Origin of the sequence: Georgenia subflava (assembly GCF_009193155.1) — a bacterium.
GTDB classification, from domain to species: Bacteria; Actinomycetota; Actinomycetes; order Actinomycetales; family Actinomycetaceae; genus Georgenia; species Georgenia subflava.
This window is the reverse complement of the sequence record NZ_VUKD01000005.1, coordinates 97,480-117,388: the sequence shown is the minus strand read 5'-3', so window position 1 is coordinate 117,388 and position 19,909 is coordinate 97,480. Positions and strand designations below refer to the sequence as shown.

Sequence of the window (19,909 nt, the reverse complement as noted above, 5' to 3'; positions counted from 1 at the left end):
AACCTAGGAGAACAGTCATGAAGCAGGGCATCCACCCCGAGTACGTGACCACCACGGTCACCTGTACCTGTGGGAACACCTTCACCACCCGCAGCACCGCCACGTCGGGCGAGATCCACGCCGACGTGTGCAGCGCCTGCCACCCGTTCTACACGGGCAAGCAGAAGATCCTCGACACCGGTGGTCGCGTGGCCCGCTTCGAGGCCCGCTACGGCAAGAAGCAGAAGTAGCGACCCACCAGCGCCGGCGGTGACGCCGCGGACCAGCTCCGCGGCTCCCGCCGGCGTTGTCGTATGCCGGGGCGAGCGAGAGGGACTGGACCATGAGCGAGGACGTCGCGGGGATCGAGCCGCTGCTGACTGAGCACGCCGAGATCGAGCGCGCCCTGGCCGACCCGGCCGTCCACGCCGACGCCGGCCGCGCCCGCACGCTCGGTCGCCGCTACGCCGAGCTGGGGCGCATCGTCCACGCCTACCGCGCGTGGCAGGAGGCCGACGGCGACCTCACGGCTGGTCGCGAGCTCGCTGCGGCAGACGAGCCGTTCGCCGAGGAGCTCCCGGCCCTGGAGGCGGCGGCCGAGGAGGCCGCCGAGACCCTGCGGCGGGTCCTCGTGCCCACCGACCCCGACGACGCCCGGGACGTGATCCTCGAGGTCAAGGCGGGGGAGGGCGGGGAGGAGTCGGCACTCTTCGCCGGCGACCTCCTGCGCATGTACCTGCGCTTCGCCGAGCGCCAGGGCTGGGCAGCCCAGATCATCACGGCAACCGAGTCCGACCTCGGCGGCTACAAGGACGTCTCGGTGGCCATCAAGACCAAGGGCGTGCCGCAGGACCCGACCGAGGGCGTGTGGGCGCACCTGAAGTACGAGGGCGGCGTGCACCGCGTCCAGCGGGTGCCGGTGACGGAGTCCCAGGGCCGCATCCACACCTCCGCCGCGGGCGTCCTGGTGCTGCCCGAGGTCGACGACCCCGGCGAGGTCGAGATCGACCCGAACGACCTGCGCATCGACGTCTACCGGTCCTCCGGGCCCGGCGGCCAGTCGGTCAACACGACCGACTCGGCGGTACGCATCACCCACGAGCCGACCGGGATCGTGGTCTCGATGCAGAACGAGAAGTCCCAGCTGCAGAACCGCGAGCAGGCCATGCGGGTGCTGCGCGCCCGGCTGCTCGCCGCCCGGCAGGAGGAGGCCGCCGCCGCGGCGTCGGAGCAGCGCCGCTCGCAGGTGCGCACCGTGGACCGCTCCGAGCGGATCCGCACCTACAACTTCCCGGAGAACCGGATCGCCGACCACCGCACCGGGTACAAGGCCTACAACCTCGAGGCGGTGCTCGACGGCGACCTCGGCCCGGTCATCGCCTCGGCCGTCGAGATGGACGAGGCCGAGCGCCTCGCCGCTGCCGCTGCGGGCCAGTGAACCCCCCAGACCCCGCGGAGCGGCCGGCGCGCCCCTCGCGCGACGGTGCTGGGCGGCCGGAGCCCGTCTGGCGTGAAGGGCCCGGGACGGAGCCCAGCCGACGCGACGGCGCCGGGCGGCCGGAGCCCAGCTGGGGCGACGGCGCCGGGCGGTCCGAGCCCAGCAGACATGACGGTGCCAGGCGGCCGGAGCCCAGCTGGCGCGACGCCGTCCGCGGCGCCACCGACCTGCTCACCGACGCCGGAGTGCCGTCCCCCGCGGTGGACGCACGGCTGCTCGCCGAGCATCTCCTGGGCGGCCCGCTCGTGCTCGCCCCGGCCGTCGACACCGAGCTGCTCGCTCGGTACGCGGAGCTGGTCCGCCGGCGCGGTCGGCGCGAGCCGCTGCAGCACATCACCGGCACCATGGCGTTCCGCCACCTGGTGCTGCACGCCGCTCCCGGTGCTTTCGTCTCTCGGCCTGAGACCGAGGTCGTCGCCGGTGTCGCCGTCGACGCCGCTGGTGCGGTCGCGGCCGGCGGGCGCATCCCCGTGGTGGTCGACCTGTGCACCGGCTCGGGCGCGATCGCCCTCGCCGTGGCCACCGAGGTGCCCGGCTCCGTGGTGCACGCCGTCGAGCTCTCGGACGCCGCCCTGGCGGTGGCCCGTCGCAACGTCGCCGACCTAGCCCCGGACGTGCACCTGGTGGCCGGCGACGCCGCCACCGCGCTGCCCGAGCTCGACGGGACGGTGGACGTCGTCGTGTCCAACCCGCCGTACATCCCCCCGGACGCCGTCCCGGTCGACGTCGAGGTCCGCGAGCACGACCCCGACGTCGCGCTCTACGGCGGCGGTCCCGACGGGTTGACCGTGCCGCGCGCCGTCGTCGCCACCGCCGCCCGGCTGCTGCGCCCCGGCGGGGTGCTCGTGATGGAGCACGCCGAGGTGCAGTCCGCGGCGGTGCGCGAGATCGTCCGCGCGGCCGGGCTGGGGCAGGTCACCACCGGGGTGGACCTGACCGGCCGCGACCGGTACGTCAGCGCCCGGCGCGGCTGAGGGCTCGACTGGATGCGTGTGCGCTCGGCGCGGCTGAGGTGCTTGACCGGCGCGTGTGCGCTCGGCGCGGCTGAGGTGCTTGACCGGCGCGTGTGCGCTCGGCGCGGCTGAGGTGCTTGACCGGCGCGTGTGCGCTCGGCGCGGCTGAGGTGCTTGACCGGTACGTCGGAGCGTGCGGGGCTGAGGTGCTTGACCGGCGCGTCAGCGCGTGCCGCCCCTGAGGCTCCCTGTGCCTCCGCTCGCCGAGGTGCCACCGCTTGCCCGTGCTGGGCGCAAACTTCACTGCCGATGTGGTCGCTATAGCAACCACATCGGCAGTGAAATTACCGGGATCAGGCGCATCGACCGGGGATCAGGCGCATCGACCGGGGTCTGGCACATCGCGCGGTGATCAGGCGCATCGACCGTGGGTGAGCCACATCGACCAGTGATCAGGCACATCGACCAGAGGTCAGGCACATCGACCGTGGCTGCCGAGTCAGGTGCGGGCGATCCGACGGGCGAGGATGAGCCCCAGCGCCACGCCGACCACGTCCGCGAGCACGTCGAACGGGTCCCCGCTGCGGCCAGGTAGCACGGCGTGCTGGAGCACCTCGCTGACCACCGCGTGGGCCAGGCCGAAGCCGATGACCAGGCCGGGACGCAGGCCGGCACGGAGGCCCGTGAGCGTCACCGCCGCAAACACCACGGCGTGACCGAGCTTGTCCAGTCCGGGGACGTCGGTCGGCCCCACGTCGGGGAGCCGGGGCGCGTACAGCACGAGCAGCTGGAGGGCGACGGCGACGCCCAGCAGGATACGTGCCCGGGTGCCGGGCCGCGCGGCGGCGGGTGGGGCGTCGGGCGGCGGGGTGGCGGTCATCTCACCGGTGAGGATGTCACGACCGCCGCGACGTCGTGAAAGACTCACCTGCGTGAGCGTGTACGACTGCAATGACGAGACGCAGCGCAGCGCCGGTCTCGATGACGCCGTCACCGCACTAGGCCGGGGTGCGCTCGCGGTGCTGCCGACCGACACGGTCTACGGACTGGCCGCCGACGCCTTCGACGCCCGTGCCGTCGCCCTTCTGCTCAGCACCAAGGGACGCGGCCGCCAGATGCCGCCGCCGGTGCTGGTCGGCTCGGCCGCCACGCTCGACGGGCTGGCCACCGAGGTGCCCGACGTCGTGCGCGATCTCGTGGAGGCCTTCTGGCCCGGCCCGCTGACGATCATCTGCCTGGCCCAGCCGTCCCTGGCGTGGGACCTGGGCGACACGGATGGCACCGTGGCGCTGCGCATGCCCGCGGACCCCACGGCGCTGGCGCTGCTGCGCCGGACCGGACCGCTTGCCGTGTCGTCGGCGAACCTCTCCGGGCAGCCGGCGGCGACCACGGCGGCCGAGGCCGTGGAGTACTTCGGCGACGCCGTCGCCGTCTACCTCGACGCCGGGACGGCCGGCGGTGGGACGGCCTCGACCATCGTCGACGCCACCGCCGAGCGGCTGCTGATCGTGCGCGAGGGAGCTCTGAGCCGCGCCGAGCTGGCCGCCGTCGCGCCCGAGCTCGAAGAGGAGGCTGCCCCGGTGACCGGGTCGGGCGGCGACGACGGTGCAGCGGCGATCGGTGACGGGACCGCCGGGGACGGGACCGCTAGTGACGGGGCCGCCGGTGATGGGACCGCTAGTGACGGGGCCGCCGGTGATGGGACCGCTAGTGACGGGGCCGCCGGGGACGGGACCGCTAGCGACGGGGCCGCCGGTGGCAGGGCTGGCGGCCACGGGATCGCTGGCGACGGGAGCGCCGGTGACGGGAGCGCCGGCGGGACCAAGCCTGCCGCCGGGACCAGCCGGGGGCCCGGTGACCACGCCACCACCGCCGAGGGGGATGACGGCCCGCCGTGAGGGTCTACCTGCTCGTCATGCTCACGGCGGCCGCCGTGACCTTCCTCGTCACACCGCTGGTCCGCCGGCTCGCCCGCCTGACCCGTGCCCTGACCCCGGTGCGCAGCCGCGACGTGCACACCGTGCCGACGCCGCGCCTGGGCGGCCTGGCGATGCTCGCCGGCCTCGCCGTCGCGCTGCTCGTCGCCTCGCGCGTGCCCTTCCTCGACGAGGTCTTCTCGGAGACGTCGACGGCGTGGGCGATCCTCGGCGGCGCCGCCCTGGTCTGCCTGCTCGGTGTGGCGGACGACATCTGGGACCTCGACTGGATGACGAAGCTCGCCGGGCAGGTGCTGGCCGCCGGTTTCATGGCCTGGCAGGGCGTCCAGCTGATCACCTTCCCGATCTTCGGGCTCACCATCGGATCGAGCCGGCTGTCCCTGTTCGCGACGATCCTCGTGGTGGTCGTCGCCATCAACGCCGTCAACTTCGTCGACGGCCTCGACGGCCTCGCCGCCGGGATGATCGCGATCGGTGGCGGCGCCTTCTTCGTCTACAGCTACCTCCTCACCCGGGACGCGTCGCCGGGCAACTACGCGAACCTCGCCACGGCGGTCATCGCCGCGCTGGTGGGAGTCTGTCTGGGCTTCCTGCCGCACAACTTCAACCCGGCGAAGATCTTCATGGGCGACTCCGGGGCCATGCTGCTCGGCCTCACGGTGGCCGCCGCGGCGATCGTGGTGACCGGTCAGATCGACCCGGCGACGGTCAACACCACCGCCGTGCTGCCCGCCTACGTGCCGATCGTGCTGCCCGTGGCCGTGCTGCTGCTGCCCCTGCTGGACATGACGTTGGCCGTCTTCCGCCGGATGCGGGCGGGCCAGTCGCCGTTCCACCCCGACCGGATGCACCTGCACCACCGGCTGCTCGACCTCGGGCACAGCCACCGTCGAGCGGTGCTCATCCTGTACCTGTGGACCGCCGTCTTCGCCTTCACCGCCGTCGCTCTGGCGGTGATCCCGACGGCGTACGTCGCCGCCGGGGCGGGCGCCGCCGTCGTCGTCGCGGCCGTCATCACGTACAACCAGCTGCCCGGGCTGCGCGGGCGCCGGGCCCGTGCCGAGGTCGCCCGGCACGCCACGGCCGGCCCGGCCGGGGTGGCCGGCCCGTCGGCTCGCACCGGCCCGTCGGGCTCCACCGGCCCGTCGGCCCTCACCGGTCCGTCGGCACCCACCGTCCCGCCGGCCGGCGCCGGCCCGTCGGCCTCTACCGGCTCGTCGGCCCGCACCGGTTCCGCACCGACCGCACCGGCACCCACCGGCGCGCAGGCACCCACCGCACCGGCACCCACCGGCCCGCCGGCACCCACCGGAACGGCACGACCGACCGGCCCGCTCTCCGGTGGGGTGCAGCCGGGAGACGCCGTGGCCGGCACGACTCGATCGGCAGACGCCGCGGCCGGCGCGGCACAGCCGACCGGTCCGGTGGCCGCCGCCGCGTCGAACCGTGACACCGTCAGCTCCGCACCCGACCACGAGGAACCCACCCGATGAACGAGACCACCCGTGCGACCCGCAACATGTACGAGGTCATCCTGCGCCAGCTGATCGTGCTGGTGGCCGTCCTGGCGGCCGGGGGCTCCGTCGTCGGCTATCTCGTGGCCGGCCTGCCCGGCGTCTGGGGAGCGCTCATGGGCGCCGCGATCGCGGCCCTCTTCACGCTCGGCACGGTCATCACGATGATGCGCACCGCGGACCGGCCGGTGCACGTGATGAGCGCGGCGATGGTCGGCGGGTGGATCGTGAAGATGATCCTGCTCTTCGCCGTCCTTCTCATCGTGCGAGACCGCGACTTCTACTCGCCGGGCGTCTTCTTCGTCGTGCTCGCCCTGGCGATCCTGGGTTCGCTGGCGATCGAGTTCCGCGCGATCCTGACCGCGCGCATCCCGACCGTGGAGCCGACCGGCGGTCACGGCGCGCAGGCACCGGGGGAGCGGCCGACCGATCCGGACGACATTCGTCCGGCGTAGGTCGGCTGGTCACGAGCACTGCCCGGAATGCGTTAGGCTCGTGGGGGTTCCCAGCGCACAGGTCCATCGTCGAGCGTGCCCGGGGGACTCCTGATGCCCGATCGAGACACCAGGGGGACGTCCTGTCTGCCGTAACGATGCCGACGCTCACCGCCTCTGCACCGGTTCTTGCCGCTGCTGAGGGTGAGAGCGGGTTCCACCCGCCCTCGCTGGCGGACTTCTTCCCGCCGGCCATCTTCGGCGACGGGACCCTCTTCGAGTTCAACCGGATCTCGCTGGTCCGGGTCATCGCCACCGTGCTGCTCGTCGTGCTGTTCTGGCTGGCGGCCCGCAACACGAAGCTGGTGCCCGGCCGGGCCCAGTCGGTCGGCGAGCTCGCTCTCGGGTTCGTCCGCGGGAACGTGGCCGAGGAGGTGCTGGGCAAGGACCTGGGCCGGAAGTACACGCCCCTGCTCTGCGTCATCTTCTTCGGCGTCCTGTTCATGAACATCACGGGCGTGATCCCGTTCCTGAACATCGCCGGCAGCTCGGTCATCGGCTTCCCGCTGCTCATGGCGCTGATCGCCTATGTCGCGTTCATCTACGCGGGCGTCAAGGCGCACCACGGCGGCGGCAAGTTCCTGAAGTCGCAGCTGTTCCCGCCCGGGGTCCCGTGGCCGATCTACATCATCCTGGCGCCGATCGAGTTCCTCTCGACGTTCATCCTGCGCCCGGCCACGCTCACCATCCGACTCCTGGCCAACATGCTGTCCGGGCACCTGCTGCTCGTGCTCTGCTTCGGTGCCACGCACTACCTCTTCTTCGAGGCGTCCGGTGCGATGACCCCGTTCGGCGTGGGCACCCTCGCGGCCGGCTTCGCCTTCACCCTGTTCGAGATCTTCATCGCGGCGCTGCAGGCGTACATCTTCACCCTGCTCACCGCGGTGTACATCAACCTGTCCGTCGAGTCCCACTAGCACCACCGCTCGTCGGTGCCCGAGGGCAAGACCGGCGTGAGGACCCCACCATGACGAGCCGGGAAGCACCCGGTCCGCACAAAGGAAGGAAGAGCTCCTGATGGAGATCACCGGAGACATCGCCACCATCGGGTACGGCCTCGCCACGATCGGCCCCGGCATCGGCATGGGCATCCTGGTCGGCAAGACCCAGGAGGCGGTCGCCCGCCAGCCCGAGCTGCGCGGCCCGCTGACCACCAACATGTTCATCGGTATGGCCCTCGTCGAGGCCCTCGGCCTCATCGGCCTGGCTGCAGGCTTCGTCTTCTGATGCAGCCCGCGGCCCTGGTGCGCGCGGAGGTGGACGGACACGTCCTCCTCCCCGCCACCTACGACATCATCTGGTCGGCGGTGTGCATCGCAGTCATCGCGTTCTTCCTGGTGAAGTACGCGGTGCCGCGGCTGACCGCCGCGCTGGACGAGCGCGCCGAGAAGATCGAGTCCGGTCTCCAGCACGCCGAGAAGGCCGAACAGGCCGCGGCAGCGGCGGAGGAGCGGATCGCCGAGGAGCTGGGCCAGGCCCGGCGCGAGGCGGCCGAGATCCGCGAGAAGGCACAGGACGAGGGCAAGGCCATCGTCACCGAGGCGCGGGCCAAGGCCCAGACCGAGGCCGACCGCGTCACCGAGGGCGCCGCCCGTCAGGTGGAGGCGGACCGTCAGGCCGCGCAGATCTCGCTGCGCACCGACGTCGGGATGCTCGCCACCGAGCTCGCGTCCCGCATCGTGGGTGAGTCGGTCAACGACCACGCCCTCCAGTCGCGCGTCATCGACCGCTTCCTCGACGAGCTCGAGGCCGAGACGGCCGAGCAGAGCGCCACGGCGAACCGGGAGGCGTGATGCGGGCGAGCAGCCAGGCGGCCCTCGACCTGGCGCGGGAGCGGTGGGAGCCGGTCCTGCGCGAGGTGGGGCAGCGTGCCCTCGGCCTCGGCCAGCAGCTCTTCGGCGTCGTGGACACCCTCGACTCCTCCGTGGCGCTGCGGCGTGCGCTGACCGAGCCGTCCCGTGACGGCTCGGACAAGGCCCGCGTCGCCCAGGCGGTGCTCGGCGGCAAGGTCGACCCAGAGCTCCTGGACCTCGCCTCCGGGCTGGTGCGTGAGCGCTGGTCGGAGCCGGCGGACCTGGTGGACGCCTTCGAGGCACTCGCGGTCGACTCCGTGCTGGCCGCGGCCGAGCAGGCGGGCCGGCTCGAGGACGTCGAGGACGAGACCTACCGGCTGGGACGCACCCTGGTCGACGAGCGCGAGCTCCGGCTCGCGCTGGCCGACAAGGACGTCCCCGCCGCGCACCGCGGCCGACTCATGGAGTCGGTCCTGTCCGGCAAGGTCGGTCCGGAGACCACGGTCCTCGCGGTCCGGGCCGCATCGAGCCCGCGCGGACGACCGGTCCCCGCGGTCCTGCGGTCCATCGGTGAGCAGGCCGCCGAGCGGCGCGCGCACCTGGTCGCCTCGGTCACCTCCGCCGTCCCGCTCACGGGCGCGCAGGTCGAGCGGCTCACCGGCATCCTCGAGCGCCAGTACGGCCGCTCCGTCCGCGTGCACGTGGGGATCGACCCCGACGTGGTCGGCGGCATGCGCGTGCAGATCGGTGACGACGTCATCGACGCCACGCTGGCCTCCCGCCTGGCCGAGGCCAGGCGCCGGCTCGCGGGCTGAGCGCCACCCATTACGAAACGACATGAACGAGGCGACCGCGCACCAGCGGTCATTCGAAACGAAGGAAGAGCAGATGGCTGAGCTGACGATCCGGCCCGAGGAGATCCGGGCTGCGCTGGACAGCTTCGTGAGTTCGTACGAACCCACCCAGGCAGTGAGCGAAGAGGTCGGTCACGTCACTCTGACCGCCGACGGCATCGCGCAGGTCGAGGGCCTGCCCGGCGCGATGGCGAACGAGCTGCTGCGCTTCGAGGACGGCACGCTCGGCCTCGCGATGAACCTCGACGTGCGCGAGATCGGTGTCGTCATCCTGGGTGACTTCACCGGGATCGAGGAGGGCCAGGAGGTCCGCCGCACCGGCGAGGTGCTGTCCGTGCCGGTCGGCGAGGGCTACCTCGGCCGCGTCGTCGACCCGCTCGGCCAGCCGATGGACGGCCTCGGCGAGATCGCCGACATCGAGGACCGCCGCGCCCTCGAGCTCCAGGCCCCCGGCGTCATGATGCGCAAGTCGGTGCACGAGCCGCTGCAGACCGGCCTCAAGGCCATCGACTCGATGATCCCGATCGGCCGCGGCCAGCGTCAGCTGATCATCGGCGACCGCCAGACCGGCAAGACGGCCCTGGCGATCGACACGATCCTCAACCAGAAGGCCAACTGGGAGTCCGGCGACCCGGACAAGCAGGTGCGCTGCATCTACGTGGCCGTCGGTCAGAAGGGCTCGACCATCGCCTCGGTGCGCGGCACCCTGGAGAAGGCCGGCGCCCTGGAGTACACGACGATCGTCGCCGCCCCGGCGTCCGACCCGGCCGGCTTCAAGTACATCGCGCCCTACACCGGCTCGGCCATCGGCCAGCACTGGATGTACCAGGGCAAGCACGTCCTCATCATCTTCGACGACCTGTCGAAGCAGGCCGAGGCCTACCGCGCCGTGTCGCTGCTGCTGCGCCGCCCGCCGGGCCGCGAGGCCTACCCGGGCGACGTCTTCTACCTGCACTCGCGTCTGCTCGAGCGCTGCGCGAAGCTCTCCGACGAGCTCGGCGCCGGCTCGATGACCGGCCTGCCGCTCATCGAGACCAAGGCGAACGACGTCTCCGCGTACATCCCGACCAACGTGATCTCCATCACCGACGGCCAGATCTTCCTGCAGTCGGACCTGTTCAACGCGAACCAGCGCCCCGCCGTCGACGTCGGCATCTCCGTCTCCCGAGTCGGTGGTGACGCCCAGATCAAGGCGATGAAGAAGGTCTCCGGCACGCTGAAGATCACCCTCGCGCAGTACCGCTCCATGGCGGCGTTCGCGATGTTCGCCTCCGACCTCGACCCGACCACGCGTCAGCAGCTGACCCGCGGTGAGCGTCTGATGGAGCTGCTCAAGCAGCCGCAGTACACCCCGTACGCGGTCGAGGACCAGGTGGCCTCCATCTGGGCCGGCACGAACGGCTACCTGGACGACGTCGAGGTCAAGGACGTCGCCCGGTTCGAGTCCGAGCTGCTGGACCACCTGCGCCGCAACACCTCCGTCCTGACGACCATCGCCTCCTCCGGCAAGCTCGAGTCGGACACCGAGGACGAGCTGCGCTCCGGTGTCGAGGAGTTCCGCAAGGGCTTCCTCGACGCCGAGGGCAACGCCCTCGGTGCCGAGCCCGACGTGGATGCCGGTGAGCTCGAGGCAGAGCAGTCGCAGGAGCAGATCGTCGCTGCGAAGCGAGGCTGAGCATGGCGGGATCGCAGCGCGTCTACAAGCAGAAGATCAGGGCCACCCAGACCCTGAAGAAGGTCTTCCGCGCCATGGAGCTGATCGCAGCCTCGCGCATCACCAAGGCACGGCAGGCCGCGCAGGGAGCCGACCCCTACACCCGGGCGCTGATCCGGGCGGTCTCGGCCGTCTCCTCCCACGCCAACCTCGACCACCCGCTCATCACCGGCCGGGCCGACACCCAGCGGGTCGCGGTCCTGGCGGTGACCTCCGACCGCGGCATGGCCGGTGCCTACTCCGCGACCGTCCTGCGTGAGACCGAGCGTCTCCTCCAGCAGCTCGAGGAGGAGGGCAAGGACCCGGTGCTCTACGTGTCCGGCCGGCGCGGCGAGGGGTACTTCCGCTTCCGCGGCCGGGACATCGCGCAGTCCTGGACCGGTGGCTCCGACAGCCCGGACGCCGACCGGGCCAAGGAGATCGCCGACACCCTGCTGGGGGCGTTCCTCGCCCCGGTGGAGGAGGGGGGCGTCTCTGAGGTGCACGTGGTGTACACCCAGTTCGTCTCGATGGTCTCCCAGGTCCCCGAGGTCCGGCGCATGCTGCCGCTGGAGGTCGTCGAGGGCGTGACGCCCCCGGGCCAGGACCCGCTGCCGCTGTACGAGTTCGAGCCCGGCCCGGACGAGGTGCTCGACGCGCTGCTGCCCATGTACGTGCGCCGTCGGATCCACACCCAGCTGCTCATGGCGGCCGCGTCCGAGCTGGCCGCGCGCCAGCAGGCCATGCACACGGCGACCGAGAACGCCGAGGACCTGATCCGCGACTACACGCGGCTCGCGAACTCGGCCCGTCAGGCCGACATCACCTCCGAGATCACCGAGATCGTCTCCGGTGCCGACGCGCTCGCGTCGAGCCGGTAACCCACTACCAGCCGCCGCCGGACTTGCGAAGGAACGAAGAACAAATGACTGCCACTGCCACCGAAACGCCGAAGACCGGCGGACCCGGCGTCGGCCGGATCTCCCGGGTGACGGGTCCCGTCGTGGACATCGAGTTCCCGCCGGACGCCATCCCCGAGATGTACAACGCCCTCACCACCGAGGTCTCCCTCGGTGAGGACGCCGGCGGCTCGTCGACCATGACCCTCGAGGTCGCCCAGCACCTCGGCGACAACCTGGTGCGCGCCATCGCCCTGAAGCCGACCGACGGCCTGGTCCGCGGCGGCAAGGTCACCGACACCGGCGCCCCCATCTCCGTGCCGGTGGGCGACGTGACCAAGGGCCACGTGTTCAACGTGACCGGTGAGGTGCTCAACCTCGCCGAGGGCGAGGAGCTCGAGATCACCGAGCGCTGGCCCATCCACCGCGAGCCGCCGCGCTTCGACCAGCTCGAGTCCCGCACCCAGATGTTCGAGACCGGCATCAAGGTCATCGACCTGCTCACCCCCTACGTGCAGGGCGGGAAGATCGGCCTGTTCGGCGGCGCCGGGGTCGGCAAGACGGTGCTGATCCAGGAGATGATCCAGCGCGTGGCGCAGGACCACGGCGGCGTGTCCGTGTTCGCCGGCGTCGGTGAGCGCACCCGTGAGGGCAACGACCTCATCGCCGAGATGGAGGACGCGGGCGTCTTCGACAAGACCGCGCTCGTCTTCGGCCAGATGGACGAGCCGCCGGGCGTGCGTCTGCGCGTCGCCCTGTCCGCCCTGACGATGGCGGAGTACTTCCGTGACGTCATGAAGCAGGAGGTGCTGCTCTTCATCGACAACATCTTCCGCTTCACCCAGGCCGGTTCCGAGGTCTCCACGCTGCTGGGCCGCATGCCCTCGGCCGTGGGCTACCAGCCCAACCTGGCCGACGAGATGGGCCAGCTGCAGGAGCGCATCACCTCCACGCGTGGTCACTCCATCACCTCGCTGCAGGCGATCTACGTGCCCGCGGACGACTACACCGACCCGGCACCGGCGACGACGTTCGCGCACCTGGACGCGACGACGGAGCTCTCCCGCGACATCGCCTCGCGCGGCCTGTACCCGGCCGTGGACCCGCTGGCGTCGACCTCGCGCATCCTCGACCCGCAGTACGTGGGCCAGGAGCACTACGACGTGGCGACCCGGGTGAAGTCGATCCTGCAGAAGAACAAGGAGCTGCAGGACATCATCGCGATCCTCGGTGTCGACGAGCTCTCCGAGGAGGACAAGGTCACCGTCGCCCGTGCGCGCCGGATCGAGCAGTTCCTCTCGCAGAACACCTACACCGCCGTGAAGTTCACCGGTGTCGAGGGCTCGACCGTGCCCGTGGCGGAGACCGTCGAGGCGTTCAAGCGCATCGCCGACGGCGAGTACGACCACGTGCCCGAGCAGGCCTTCTTCAACATCGGTGGCATCGAGGACCTCGAGCGCGCCTGGTCGAAGATCCAGTCCGAGCTGCGCTGAGCCGGCTGCTGAGCAGGAGGAGCACCACATGGCGATGACAGTGGACGTGGTCTCGACGACCGCCCAGCTGTGGCGCGGGGACGCGACGAGCGTCGTCGTCCCCGCCGCGAACGGCGACCTGGGGATCATGACGGGGCACCAGCCGCTCCTCGCGGTGCTGCGGCCGGGCACGGTACGCGTGACCCCCGAGTCCGGTTCCGTGGTCGAGCTCGACGTGGCCGAGGGCTTCGTGTCCGTGGACGAGGACGCCGTCACGATCGTCGTCGACAGCGCCGGTACGCGCCGTCCCGGCTCGAACTAGGGACGTCGTTTGACGGGGGCGGGTGCCGGCTGGGTAGCGGCGTCCGCCCTCGTGCTCGTCCTGGTCGTCGGGCTCGTGCTGTTCGCGGTACGGGTGCGGCGGCTGGGCCGTCGGATCGGTTCCTTCGAGTGCGCGCGTCGGCCGGCCGGGCAGCGTGACTGGACGAGCGGGCTCGCGGTCTACGGTGTCGGTCGCATCGACTGGTACCGGCTCGTCTCGCTGCGGATGCGGCCCAGCCGCAGCTTCGTCCAGCAGGACCTGGTGATCGTCGACCGGGTGCGACGCGGGAGCGCCGACCAGGTCGTCGAGGCCAGGTGCCGCCACCGCGGTGAGGAGTTCGAGCTCGCCATGGTGGCCACCGCCTACTCCGGCCTGGTGAGCTGGCTGGAGGCGGCTCCGCCGCGCGACCCGCGCAGGTGGGGCTGACAGAGCAAACGGCGAGTCCGCCGTTGCAGACCAGTCGATGTGACGGCGGGGTGAGGCTGACAGGCGACGGCCGCCAGCCGCCGTCGCAGACCAGGGGATGAGCGTCCCCGACCCGATCGAGAGGATGACCCTGTCCCGTGCGTGTCGTCATCGCCACCTGCTCCGTCGACTACTCCGGCCGCCTGGACGCGCACCTGCCGCTCGCCACACGGCTGCTGATGGTCAAGGCCGACGGCTCCGTGCTCGTGCACTCGGACGGCGGGTCCTACAAGCCGCTGAACTGGATGAGCCCGCCCTGCCGGCTCGTCGTGGCCGAGCCGGAGGGGGCCGACGCGGACGCCGGTGTCCGTGAGGTCTGGACCGTCCAGAACGCCAAGACCGACGACCGGCTCGTGGTGCGCGTGCACGACGTTCTCGCCGACAACTCCGTGGAGCTCGGCGTCGACCCCGGGCTCGTCAAGGACGGCGTCGAGGCACACCTGCAGAAGCTGCTCGCCGAGCAGATCGACCTGCTCGGCCCGGGGCACCAGCTCGTCCGCCGCGAGTACCCCACCGCGATCGGCCCGGTCGACATCATGGCCAAGGGGCCGGCCGGCACCTCGGTGGCCGTGGAGATCAAGCGCCGCGGCGACATCGACGGCGTCGAGCAGCTGACCCGGTACCTCGAGCTCCTGAACCGTGACCCGCTGCTCGCGCCGGTGCAGGGCGTATTCGCCGCGCAGGAGATCAAGCCGCAGGCCCGGGTGCTGGCCACGGACCGGGGCATCCGCTGCGTGGTGCTCGACTACGACGCCATGCGCGGGCTCGACGACGTGGACTCCCGACTGTTCTGAGTGGACTCCCGCTCATTCTGACCGAACGGTTCGTACCGGCATTCGGTACGAACCCTTCCCGCTGGCCGGTCGGTAGCAAGGTCGACCGGTCAGGAGGTGAGCTCCGCCGTCGACCGGTCGACGGCGATCCCCGCCGTCGTCCGTGAACGCCACGCGGTCGGGAGCCGCTGCCCGGCCCGCCGGGACAGGTTTCGGCCCGATGCCGTCGCAGGGTGTTGGATGGAGGCCATGACTGGGCAGGCACAGGCGCTTCGCGGACGGGTCGTCACGCCGGAGACGGTGATCGAGGACGGCGTGGTGGTGCTCGACGGCGCGACCATCGACTGGGTCGGGACGGCGTCGGACGCGGCCGCGGCCGGGCACGGCGACGTCGTCGCGCGCACGCCGCGGCCCGACGACGGGCGCTACGTCCTCCCCGGCCTGGTCGACCTGCACTGCCACGGCGGCGGCGGCGCGTCCTTCCCCGACGCCGAGGACGCCGCGGCGGCGCAGCACGCGGTCGACGAGCACCGCCGCCACGGGACCACCTCGCTGGTCGCCTCCCTGGTCGCCGCCCCGCCCGCGGCGCTGCGCGCGGGCGTGCGGATCCTCGCCGACCTCGCCGACGCGGGGGAGATCGCCGGGATCCACCTCGAGGGGCCGTTCCTGTCCGTCGTGCGCTGCGGCGCGCAGGACCCGGAGCACATCCTCGACCCGGACCCGGCGCTGACCGACGCGCTCCTCGAGCTCGGGCGGGGGCACGTCGCCACCATGACGCTGGCGCCCGAGCTGCCCGGCAGCGTCGGTGACGACGGAGTCGCCGCGCGGCTCGTGGCCGGCGGCGCGCTGCCGTCGTGGGGCCACACCGACGCCGGTCCCGCCGAGACCCGCCAAGCGCTGGCGGAGTCGCGCGCGCAGCTCGCGGAGGCCGTCGGTGCCCGCTCGGCGCGCCCGACGGTGACGCATCTGTTCAACGGCATGCACCCCTGGCACCACCGCGACCCGGGACCCATCGGCGAGTGCCTCGCAGCCGCCCGCCGCGGGGACGTCGTCGTCGAGCTCATCGGGGACGGCACCCACCTCGACCCGGCGACCGTGCGTGAGGTGTACGAGCTGGTCGGGCGGGAGAACGCCGTGCTCGTCACCGACGCCATGGCCGCCGCCGGGATGCCCGACGGCTCCTACCGCCTCGGGCCCCAGGAGGTCACGGTGGCCGACGGCGTCGCCCGGCTCACCTACGGCGACTCGATCGCCGGCGGGACGGCGCACCTCCTCGACGTCGTTCGCACGACCGTCGCCGGCGGTGTCCCGCTGGTCGACGCGGTCTACATGGCCTCGGCGGGCCCAGCCGCCGTGCTCGGCGCCGCCGAGGCCGGCGCCCTGGTCGCCGGCGGCCGCGCGGACGTCGTCGTCACCGATGCCGCGCTGCACCCCGTCCACGTCGTCCGCCACGGCCAGGAGGTCACCCGGTGAGCCCGCGAACCTTTCCCGAGTCCTTCGTGTGGGGCGCCGCCACCGCGGCGTACCAGATCGAGGGAGCCGCCACGGAGGGCGGGCGCGGGCCGTCGATCTGGGACACGTTCTCCCGGACGCCGGGCCGGACCTTCGAGGGGCACACCGGCGACGTCGCCGCGGACCACTACCACCGGTGGCGCGAGGACGTCGCGCTCATGGTCGAGCTCGGCCTGGACAGCTACCGGCTGTCGATCTCGTGGCCGCGGGTCCAGCCCGGCGGGACGGGCGAGCTCAACGCGGAGGGCGTCGCCTTCTACCGCGAGCTGCTCGACGCCCTGATCGCGGAGGGCATCAACCCGGTCGTCACGCTGTACCACTGGGACCTGCCCCAGGAGCTCGAGGACGCCGGCGGCTGGACGAACCGGGACACGGCCTACGCCTTCGCGGACTACGCCCGTGCGATGGCCCGCGCGCTCGGAGACCGGGTAGAGGTCTGGACGACGCTGAACGAGCCGTGGTGCACGGCCTACCTGGGGTACGCCTCGGGTGTGCATGCACCAGGCCGGAGCGACCCCGCCGCCGCGCTGACGGCGGCCCACCACCTCAACCTCGCGCACGGCCTGGCCGGGGCGGCGATCCGCGCCGAGCTCGGCGAGGAGACGAATGTCTCGATCACCCTGAACCTGCACGTGACCCGGCCGGCGGACCCGGAGAGCTCGGCCGACCTGGAGGCCGCCCACCGCGTGAACCTGGTGGGCAACCACGTCTTCCTCGGTCCGCTGCTCGACGGGTCCTACCCGGTCGAGCTGCGCGAGCTCACCGCGCGGATCACCGACTGGTCGTTCGTGCTGCCCGGCGACCTCGGTCTGATCCGCCAGCGCGTCGACATCCTCGGCGTGAACTACTACTCGACCAACTACGTGCGCCACCGCCGAGCGGGCGAGACGGGTGGCGGGTCCGGCGGGCACGGGGCCGGGGCGGCGAGCCCGTGGGTGGCGCTGGACGACGTCGAGTTCCTCGACCCCGCCGGCCCGCTCACGGCGATGGGGTGGAACATCGAGCCCGAGGGCCTCTACGAGCTGCTCACCGCCCTCGACAACGCCTACGACGGGCTGCCGCTGATGGTGACCGAGAACGGTGCGGCCTTCGAGGACGAGGTCGGCCCCGACGGCGAGGTCGACGACCCGAGTCGGGTGGACTACCTCCGCGCGCACCTCGGCGCCGTCGCCCGGGCGATGGAGGACGGCGCCGACGTGCGCGGCTACTTCGTGTGGTCCCTCCTGGACAACTTCGAGTGGGCCTACGGGTACGCCAAGCGGTTCGGCATCATCCGGGTCGACTACGACACCCAGCAGCGCACGCCCAAGAGCTCCGCCCGGTGGTACGCCGAGCTCGTGCGCACCGGACAGCTTCCCGACGCCTGACCGCTCCGATGCTGCGACGGCGGACCGCGAGCCAGTTCCGCGGACGTCGTGGCAGGTTCCTGCGGATCGTGCGGCCCTCCCGACCGGCCGGTCCTGCGGATCGTGCGGTCCTCCCGATCCGACCGGTCCTGTCGATCGACCGGTCGTGTCGATCGACCAGCCCAGCCGATCGACCGGTCCTACTGTGGCGGGCCGGCTCGGCGACAATGGGGACATGCCGTCCTCCCGCCGCTCCCGCCGCCGTCCCTACAGCGACGGGCACGTGCCGCTGGATCCGGAGCGCCTGCGGGGGATGGCGCGCACCGAGACCGGCAGCGACGGCGAGAGCTATACCGTCCGGCAGGTGCGCGGGTCCGAGAAGTCGTACCGATGCCCCGGCTGCGACCAGCTCATCGCCCCGGGCACGGCCCATGTGGTGGCCTGGCCGGCCGAGCACCTGCTCGGCGCGCAGGCGGCCGTGGACGACCGGCGGCACTGGCACAGCGCGTGCTGGCGCGCTCGGGACCGGCGTCGTCCCACCCGCTGAAGCCGCGAACCCCGCTGGGGCCGTGATCGTCTGATGTGGTGACGCTGCCGCCGTCGCGTGCCATGCTCGGCGCATGACCCCAGTTCTGTCCCTGACCCGTCACGGCGAGCCCGGCGGGCTGCCCCTGGTGCTCCTGCACGCGTTCCCCCTGGACTCGAGGATGTGGGACGAGGTCGTCGCTCTTCTCCCGGAGCTTGACGTCATCACGCTCGACGCCCCCGGCTTCGGTGGATCACCGACGCCCCTGGCGGTCGCCGAGCGGCTCGGGCGGCCGACGGAACCGGCGCTCGAGACCTACGCCGCAGCGGTTGTCGACTCCCTCCGCTCGACGGGGGTGGAGCGGGCGGTCGTCGCAGGTCTGTCGATGGGCGGCTACGCCGCGCTAGCGCTCGCCGAGCGCCACCGCAGCCTGCTGGCTGGGATCGGTCTGCTCGACACGAAGGCATCGGCAGACGACGACGCCGCACGCGCCAACCGGCTTCGCGTCGCCGAGGCGGCTGCGGGGGACGCCGGTTCTGAGGCGGTCGCACCGATGGTCGACCAGGTTCTCGGCGAGACGACCCACGCCCAGCGGCCCGAGCTGGTCGAGCGCATGCGCGCCCTCCTCGGCGAGGCGCCGCCGGTCGGCATCGCCTGGGCGCAGCGCGCCATGGCCGTCCGGCCGGACCGTACCGCCGCGCTCGAGGACCTCGACGTGCCTGCTCTGGTGCTGCGCGGCGCCGAGGACGGCATGAGCCCGCAGTCCGCCCTCAACGCGATGGCCGAGGCGCTTTCCGACGTCGAGGTCGTCGTCGTACCGCGGTCTGGTCACATGAGCGCCCTCGAGGCACCGGACCAGGTGGCCGACGCGCTTCGGGCACTCCACGCCCGCTGCCGCTGATCGGCCACCGGCCTGTCACCGGGGCTGCTCCGCGTCCCAGCCGGGTAGCAGCCGCTCGAGCGCAGCGGCCAGCGACAGCGAGTCGCCGTCCTTGCCGCCCGCCCCGATCACCAGCGGCGGCTCGGAGGGGTGCAGGGTGACGCCACGCAGCCGGTCCATGAGGCCGAGCGAGGCGGTGAGCACGTAGAACTCGCCGTCGGCCCCCACCGCGACGGTGCAGTCACCGCGCAGGTACCACCCCAGCTTGTCGCCACGGGCGGAGCCCCGGCCGCCGTAGCCCTGCACCCGAAGGTGCTCGGTCGGCAGACGTGCCTCCCGGGCAGCGGTGGCGAAGCGCTGGAGCAGGGCGGCGGCACGGGCGGTCTCCGACCGTTGCCGGCGGGCGAGGAGCTCGGCGCGTTCCTCGGCCGCGTCTCGTCGCTGCTCGGACCAGCTGCTCCCGCTCACCGAGCCAGAGTAGACGTCCTACCCTGGACGCCGTGCCCACCACCTCGCCGCTACCCGCTGCCCGTATCCGTCCAGCCACCGTCCTCGACGCCGCAGCCCTCGCCGCGGTCCACCTGCAGGGATGGCGCGAGACCTACGGGGCCAAGATCCCCGAGGCCGTCTACGTCGACCGAGCCGAGCACGGGACCGCCGTCTGGGAGGAGATGCTCTCAGACCCCGACGCTCCCACCACCTGGGTCGCGCACCGGGACGGGGAGCCCGTCGGCCTCGCGCGGGCCGAGGCACCGGGGGCCGGCAACGTGCGTCCGCTCGAGCTGCGCCTGCTCTACGTCCTCGCAGCCGAGCAGGGACACGGCACCGGCCACAACCTGGTCCAGCTCGCCATCGGCGACGCTCCCTGCTTCCTGTGGGTCGAGGAGGGGAACGTGCGCGCTCAGGACTTCTACCGCGACCTGGGGTTCGAGCTGGACGGCGCCACGCGCCAGACGGCTGCCCAAGGGCATCTGACCGAGCTGCGCATGGTGCGCTGAG

At 72.3% G+C, this 19,909-nt stretch carries 22 protein-coding genes and 1 pseudogene; 21 read left to right on the top strand and 2 right to left on the bottom strand.

The features are described from left to right. Positions 1-17 precede the first annotated feature (17 nt). The 3 genes from rpmE to prmC all read left to right on the top strand — a co-directional run bounded on the left by rpmE (position 18) and on the right by prmC (position 2,451). On the top strand, positions 18-230 hold the full coding sequence (gene rpmE / locus GD748_RS16485; RefSeq protein WP_152196332.1) for a 50S ribosomal protein L31: 213 nt from the start codon (positions 18-20) through the stop codon (positions 228-230). A 92-nt stretch (positions 231-322) separates the two neighbouring features. Beyond that, complete coding sequence (gene prfA / locus GD748_RS16480; protein WP_152196331.1) at positions 323-1,417, top strand: peptide chain release factor 1; 1,095 nt, start codon at positions 323-325, stop codon at positions 1,415-1,417. Beyond that, positions 1,414-2,451, top strand: coding sequence for a peptide chain release factor N(5)-glutamine methyltransferase (gene prmC, locus GD748_RS16475; RefSeq protein WP_193312987.1), 1,038 nt, complete (start codon positions 1,414-1,416; stop codon positions 2,449-2,451). The genes prfA and prmC overlap by 4 nt, the downstream gene beginning before the upstream one ends. Positions 2,452-2,929: 478 nt before the next feature. Here prmC and GD748_RS16470 read toward each other — a convergent pair whose 3' ends face one another. Next, positions 2,930-3,358: a VanZ family protein gene (locus GD748_RS16470; protein WP_226921491.1), complete on the bottom strand. Its 429-nt coding sequence runs from the start codon at positions 3,356-3,358 to the stop codon at positions 2,930-2,932. Between the two features lie 4 nt (positions 3,359-3,362). Between GD748_RS16470 and GD748_RS16465 the strand changes: the two genes are divergently transcribed. From GD748_RS16465 to GD748_RS16385, 17 genes and pseudogenes are all read left to right on the top strand, one after another. Further along, entirely contained in the window at positions 3,363-4,328 is a 966-nt protein-coding gene (locus GD748_RS16465) for an L-threonylcarbamoyladenylate synthase (RefSeq protein WP_152196330.1), read from the top strand. After that, positions 4,325-5,542, top strand: a pseudogene (locus tag GD748_RS16460) (MraY family glycosyltransferase); the annotation flags it as partial. The gene GD748_RS16465 and the pseudogene GD748_RS16460, both read left to right, overlap by 4 nt. Positions 5,543-5,856: 314 nt before the next feature. Continuing rightward, positions 5,857-6,336, top strand: coding sequence for a hypothetical protein (locus GD748_RS16455; RefSeq protein WP_152196328.1), 480 nt, complete (start codon positions 5,857-5,859; stop codon positions 6,334-6,336). 137 nt (positions 6,337-6,473) lie between these two features. Continuing rightward, positions 6,474-7,292, top strand: a complete 819-nt coding sequence (gene atpB, locus GD748_RS16450) for a F0F1 ATP synthase subunit A (protein ID WP_152196327.1) — start codon at positions 6,474-6,476, stop codon at positions 7,290-7,292. A 100-nt stretch (positions 7,293-7,392) separates the two neighbouring features. Continuing rightward, positions 7,393-7,602: an ATP synthase F0 subunit C gene (atpE, locus tag GD748_RS16445; protein WP_152816118.1), complete on the top strand. Its 210-nt coding sequence runs from the start codon at positions 7,393-7,395 to the stop codon at positions 7,600-7,602. Then, positions 7,602-8,168, top strand: a complete 567-nt coding sequence (locus GD748_RS16440; RefSeq protein ID WP_152196326.1) for a F0F1 ATP synthase subunit B — start codon at positions 7,602-7,604, stop codon at positions 8,166-8,168. Before atpE ends, GD748_RS16440 begins: the two co-directional genes overlap by 1 nt. Then, positions 8,168-8,983, top strand: a complete 816-nt coding sequence (locus GD748_RS16435) for a F0F1 ATP synthase subunit delta (protein WP_152196325.1) — start codon at positions 8,168-8,170, stop codon at positions 8,981-8,983. Before GD748_RS16440 ends, GD748_RS16435 begins: the two co-directional genes overlap by 1 nt. Positions 8,984-9,056: 73 nt before the next feature. Further along, positions 9,057-10,697, top strand: coding sequence for a F0F1 ATP synthase subunit alpha (gene atpA / locus GD748_RS16430; RefSeq protein ID WP_152196324.1), 1,641 nt, complete (start codon positions 9,057-9,059; stop codon positions 10,695-10,697). 2 nt (positions 10,698-10,699) lie between these two features. Continuing rightward, positions 10,700-11,596 (top strand): F0F1 ATP synthase subunit gamma, encoded by an 897-nt coding sequence (locus GD748_RS16425; RefSeq protein WP_152196323.1) that lies wholly within the window; start codon positions 10,700-10,702, stop codon positions 11,594-11,596. A gap of 44 nt (positions 11,597-11,640) precedes the next feature. Further along, the gene (gene atpD, locus GD748_RS16420; RefSeq protein ID WP_152196322.1) at positions 11,641-13,107 is read left to right on the top strand and encodes a F0F1 ATP synthase subunit beta; all 1,467 of its coding nucleotides are present in this window, start codon (positions 11,641-11,643) and stop codon (positions 13,105-13,107) included. Between the two features lie 28 nt (positions 13,108-13,135). Next, positions 13,136-13,408, top strand: a complete 273-nt coding sequence (locus tag GD748_RS16415; protein ID WP_152196321.1) for a F0F1 ATP synthase subunit epsilon — start codon at positions 13,136-13,138, stop codon at positions 13,406-13,408. Between the two features lie 9 nt (positions 13,409-13,417). Next, positions 13,418-13,834 carry a DUF2550 family protein gene (locus GD748_RS16410; protein ID WP_152196320.1) on the top strand — a complete coding sequence of 139 codons (417 nt, stop codon included), beginning with the start codon at positions 13,418-13,420 and terminating at the stop codon, positions 13,832-13,834. A 137-nt stretch (positions 13,835-13,971) separates the two neighbouring features. Beyond that, entirely contained in the window at positions 13,972-14,667 is a 696-nt protein-coding gene (gene nucS / locus GD748_RS16405; RefSeq protein WP_152196319.1) for an endonuclease NucS, read from the top strand. Positions 14,668-14,895: 228 nt separating this feature from the next. Next, positions 14,896-16,119 carry an N-acetylglucosamine-6-phosphate deacetylase gene (locus GD748_RS16400; RefSeq protein WP_152196472.1) on the top strand — a complete coding sequence of 408 codons (1,224 nt, stop codon included), beginning with the start codon at positions 14,896-14,898 and terminating at the stop codon, positions 16,117-16,119. Then, a complete protein-coding gene (locus GD748_RS16395; protein WP_152196318.1) occupies positions 16,116-17,525 on the top strand; it encodes a GH1 family beta-glucosidase in 1,410 nt (469 codons plus the stop codon). The genes GD748_RS16400 and GD748_RS16395 overlap by 4 nt, the downstream gene beginning before the upstream one ends. 214 nt (positions 17,526-17,739) lie before the next feature. Continuing rightward, positions 17,740-18,051: a hypothetical protein gene (locus GD748_RS16390; protein WP_152196317.1), complete on the top strand. Its 312-nt coding sequence runs from the start codon at positions 17,740-17,742 to the stop codon at positions 18,049-18,051. Positions 18,052-18,124: 73 nt separating this feature from the next. Continuing rightward, entirely contained in the window at positions 18,125-18,931 is an 807-nt protein-coding gene (locus tag GD748_RS16385; RefSeq protein WP_152196316.1) for an alpha/beta fold hydrolase, read from the top strand. Positions 18,932-18,946: 15 nt separating this feature from the next. On the opposite strand, the gene GD748_RS16380 is transcribed toward GD748_RS16385, so the two are convergent. Beyond that, on the bottom strand, positions 18,947-19,378 hold the full coding sequence (locus GD748_RS16380; protein ID WP_152196315.1) for a hypothetical protein: 432 nt from the start codon (positions 19,376-19,378) through the stop codon (positions 18,947-18,949). A 32-nt stretch (positions 19,379-19,410) separates the two neighbouring features. On the opposite strand from GD748_RS16380, the gene GD748_RS16375 reads away from it, so the two are divergent. Beyond that, complete coding sequence (locus tag GD748_RS16375) at positions 19,411-19,908, top strand: GNAT family N-acetyltransferase (RefSeq protein WP_152196314.1); 498 nt, start codon at positions 19,411-19,413, stop codon at positions 19,906-19,908. Position 19,909: the final 1 nt, after the last annotated feature.

Coding starts and splice junctions, on each gene's coding strand:
- GD748_RS16400 (WP_152196472.1), top strand. CDS start 14,896: ATGACTGGGCAGGCACAGGCGCTTCGCGGACGGGTCGTCACGCCGGAG.
- GD748_RS16440 (WP_152196326.1), top strand. CDS start 7,602: ATGCAGCCCGCGGCCCTGGTGCGCGCGGAGGTGGACGGACACGTCCTC.
- GD748_RS16425 (WP_152196323.1), top strand. CDS start 10,700: ATGGCGGGATCGCAGCGCGTCTACAAGCAGAAGATCAGGGCCACCCAG.
- rpmE (WP_152196332.1), top strand. CDS start 18: ATGAAGCAGGGCATCCACCCCGAGTACGTGACCACCACGGTCACCTGT.
- atpD (WP_152196322.1), top strand. CDS start 11,641: ATGACTGCCACTGCCACCGAAACGCCGAAGACCGGCGGACCCGGCGTC.
- GD748_RS16435 (WP_152196325.1), top strand. CDS start 8,168: ATGCGGGCGAGCAGCCAGGCGGCCCTCGACCTGGCGCGGGAGCGGTGG.
- atpB (WP_152196327.1), top strand. CDS start 6,474: ATGCCGACGCTCACCGCCTCTGCACCGGTTCTTGCCGCTGCTGAGGGT.
- atpA (WP_152196324.1), top strand. CDS start 9,057: ATGGCTGAGCTGACGATCCGGCCCGAGGAGATCCGGGCTGCGCTGGAC.
- GD748_RS16455 (WP_152196328.1), top strand. CDS start 5,857: ATGAACGAGACCACCCGTGCGACCCGCAACATGTACGAGGTCATCCTG.
- GD748_RS16390 (WP_152196317.1), top strand. CDS start 17,740: ATGCCGTCCTCCCGCCGCTCCCGCCGCCGTCCCTACAGCGACGGGCAC.
- prfA (WP_152196331.1), top strand. CDS start 323: ATGAGCGAGGACGTCGCGGGGATCGAGCCGCTGCTGACTGAGCACGCC.
- atpE (WP_152816118.1), top strand. CDS start 7,393: ATGGAGATCACCGGAGACATCGCCACCATCGGGTACGGCCTCGCCACG.
- GD748_RS16415 (WP_152196321.1), top strand. CDS start 13,136: ATGGCGATGACAGTGGACGTGGTCTCGACGACCGCCCAGCTGTGGCGC.
- GD748_RS16385 (WP_152196316.1), top strand. CDS start 18,125: ATGACCCCAGTTCTGTCCCTGACCCGTCACGGCGAGCCCGGCGGGCTG.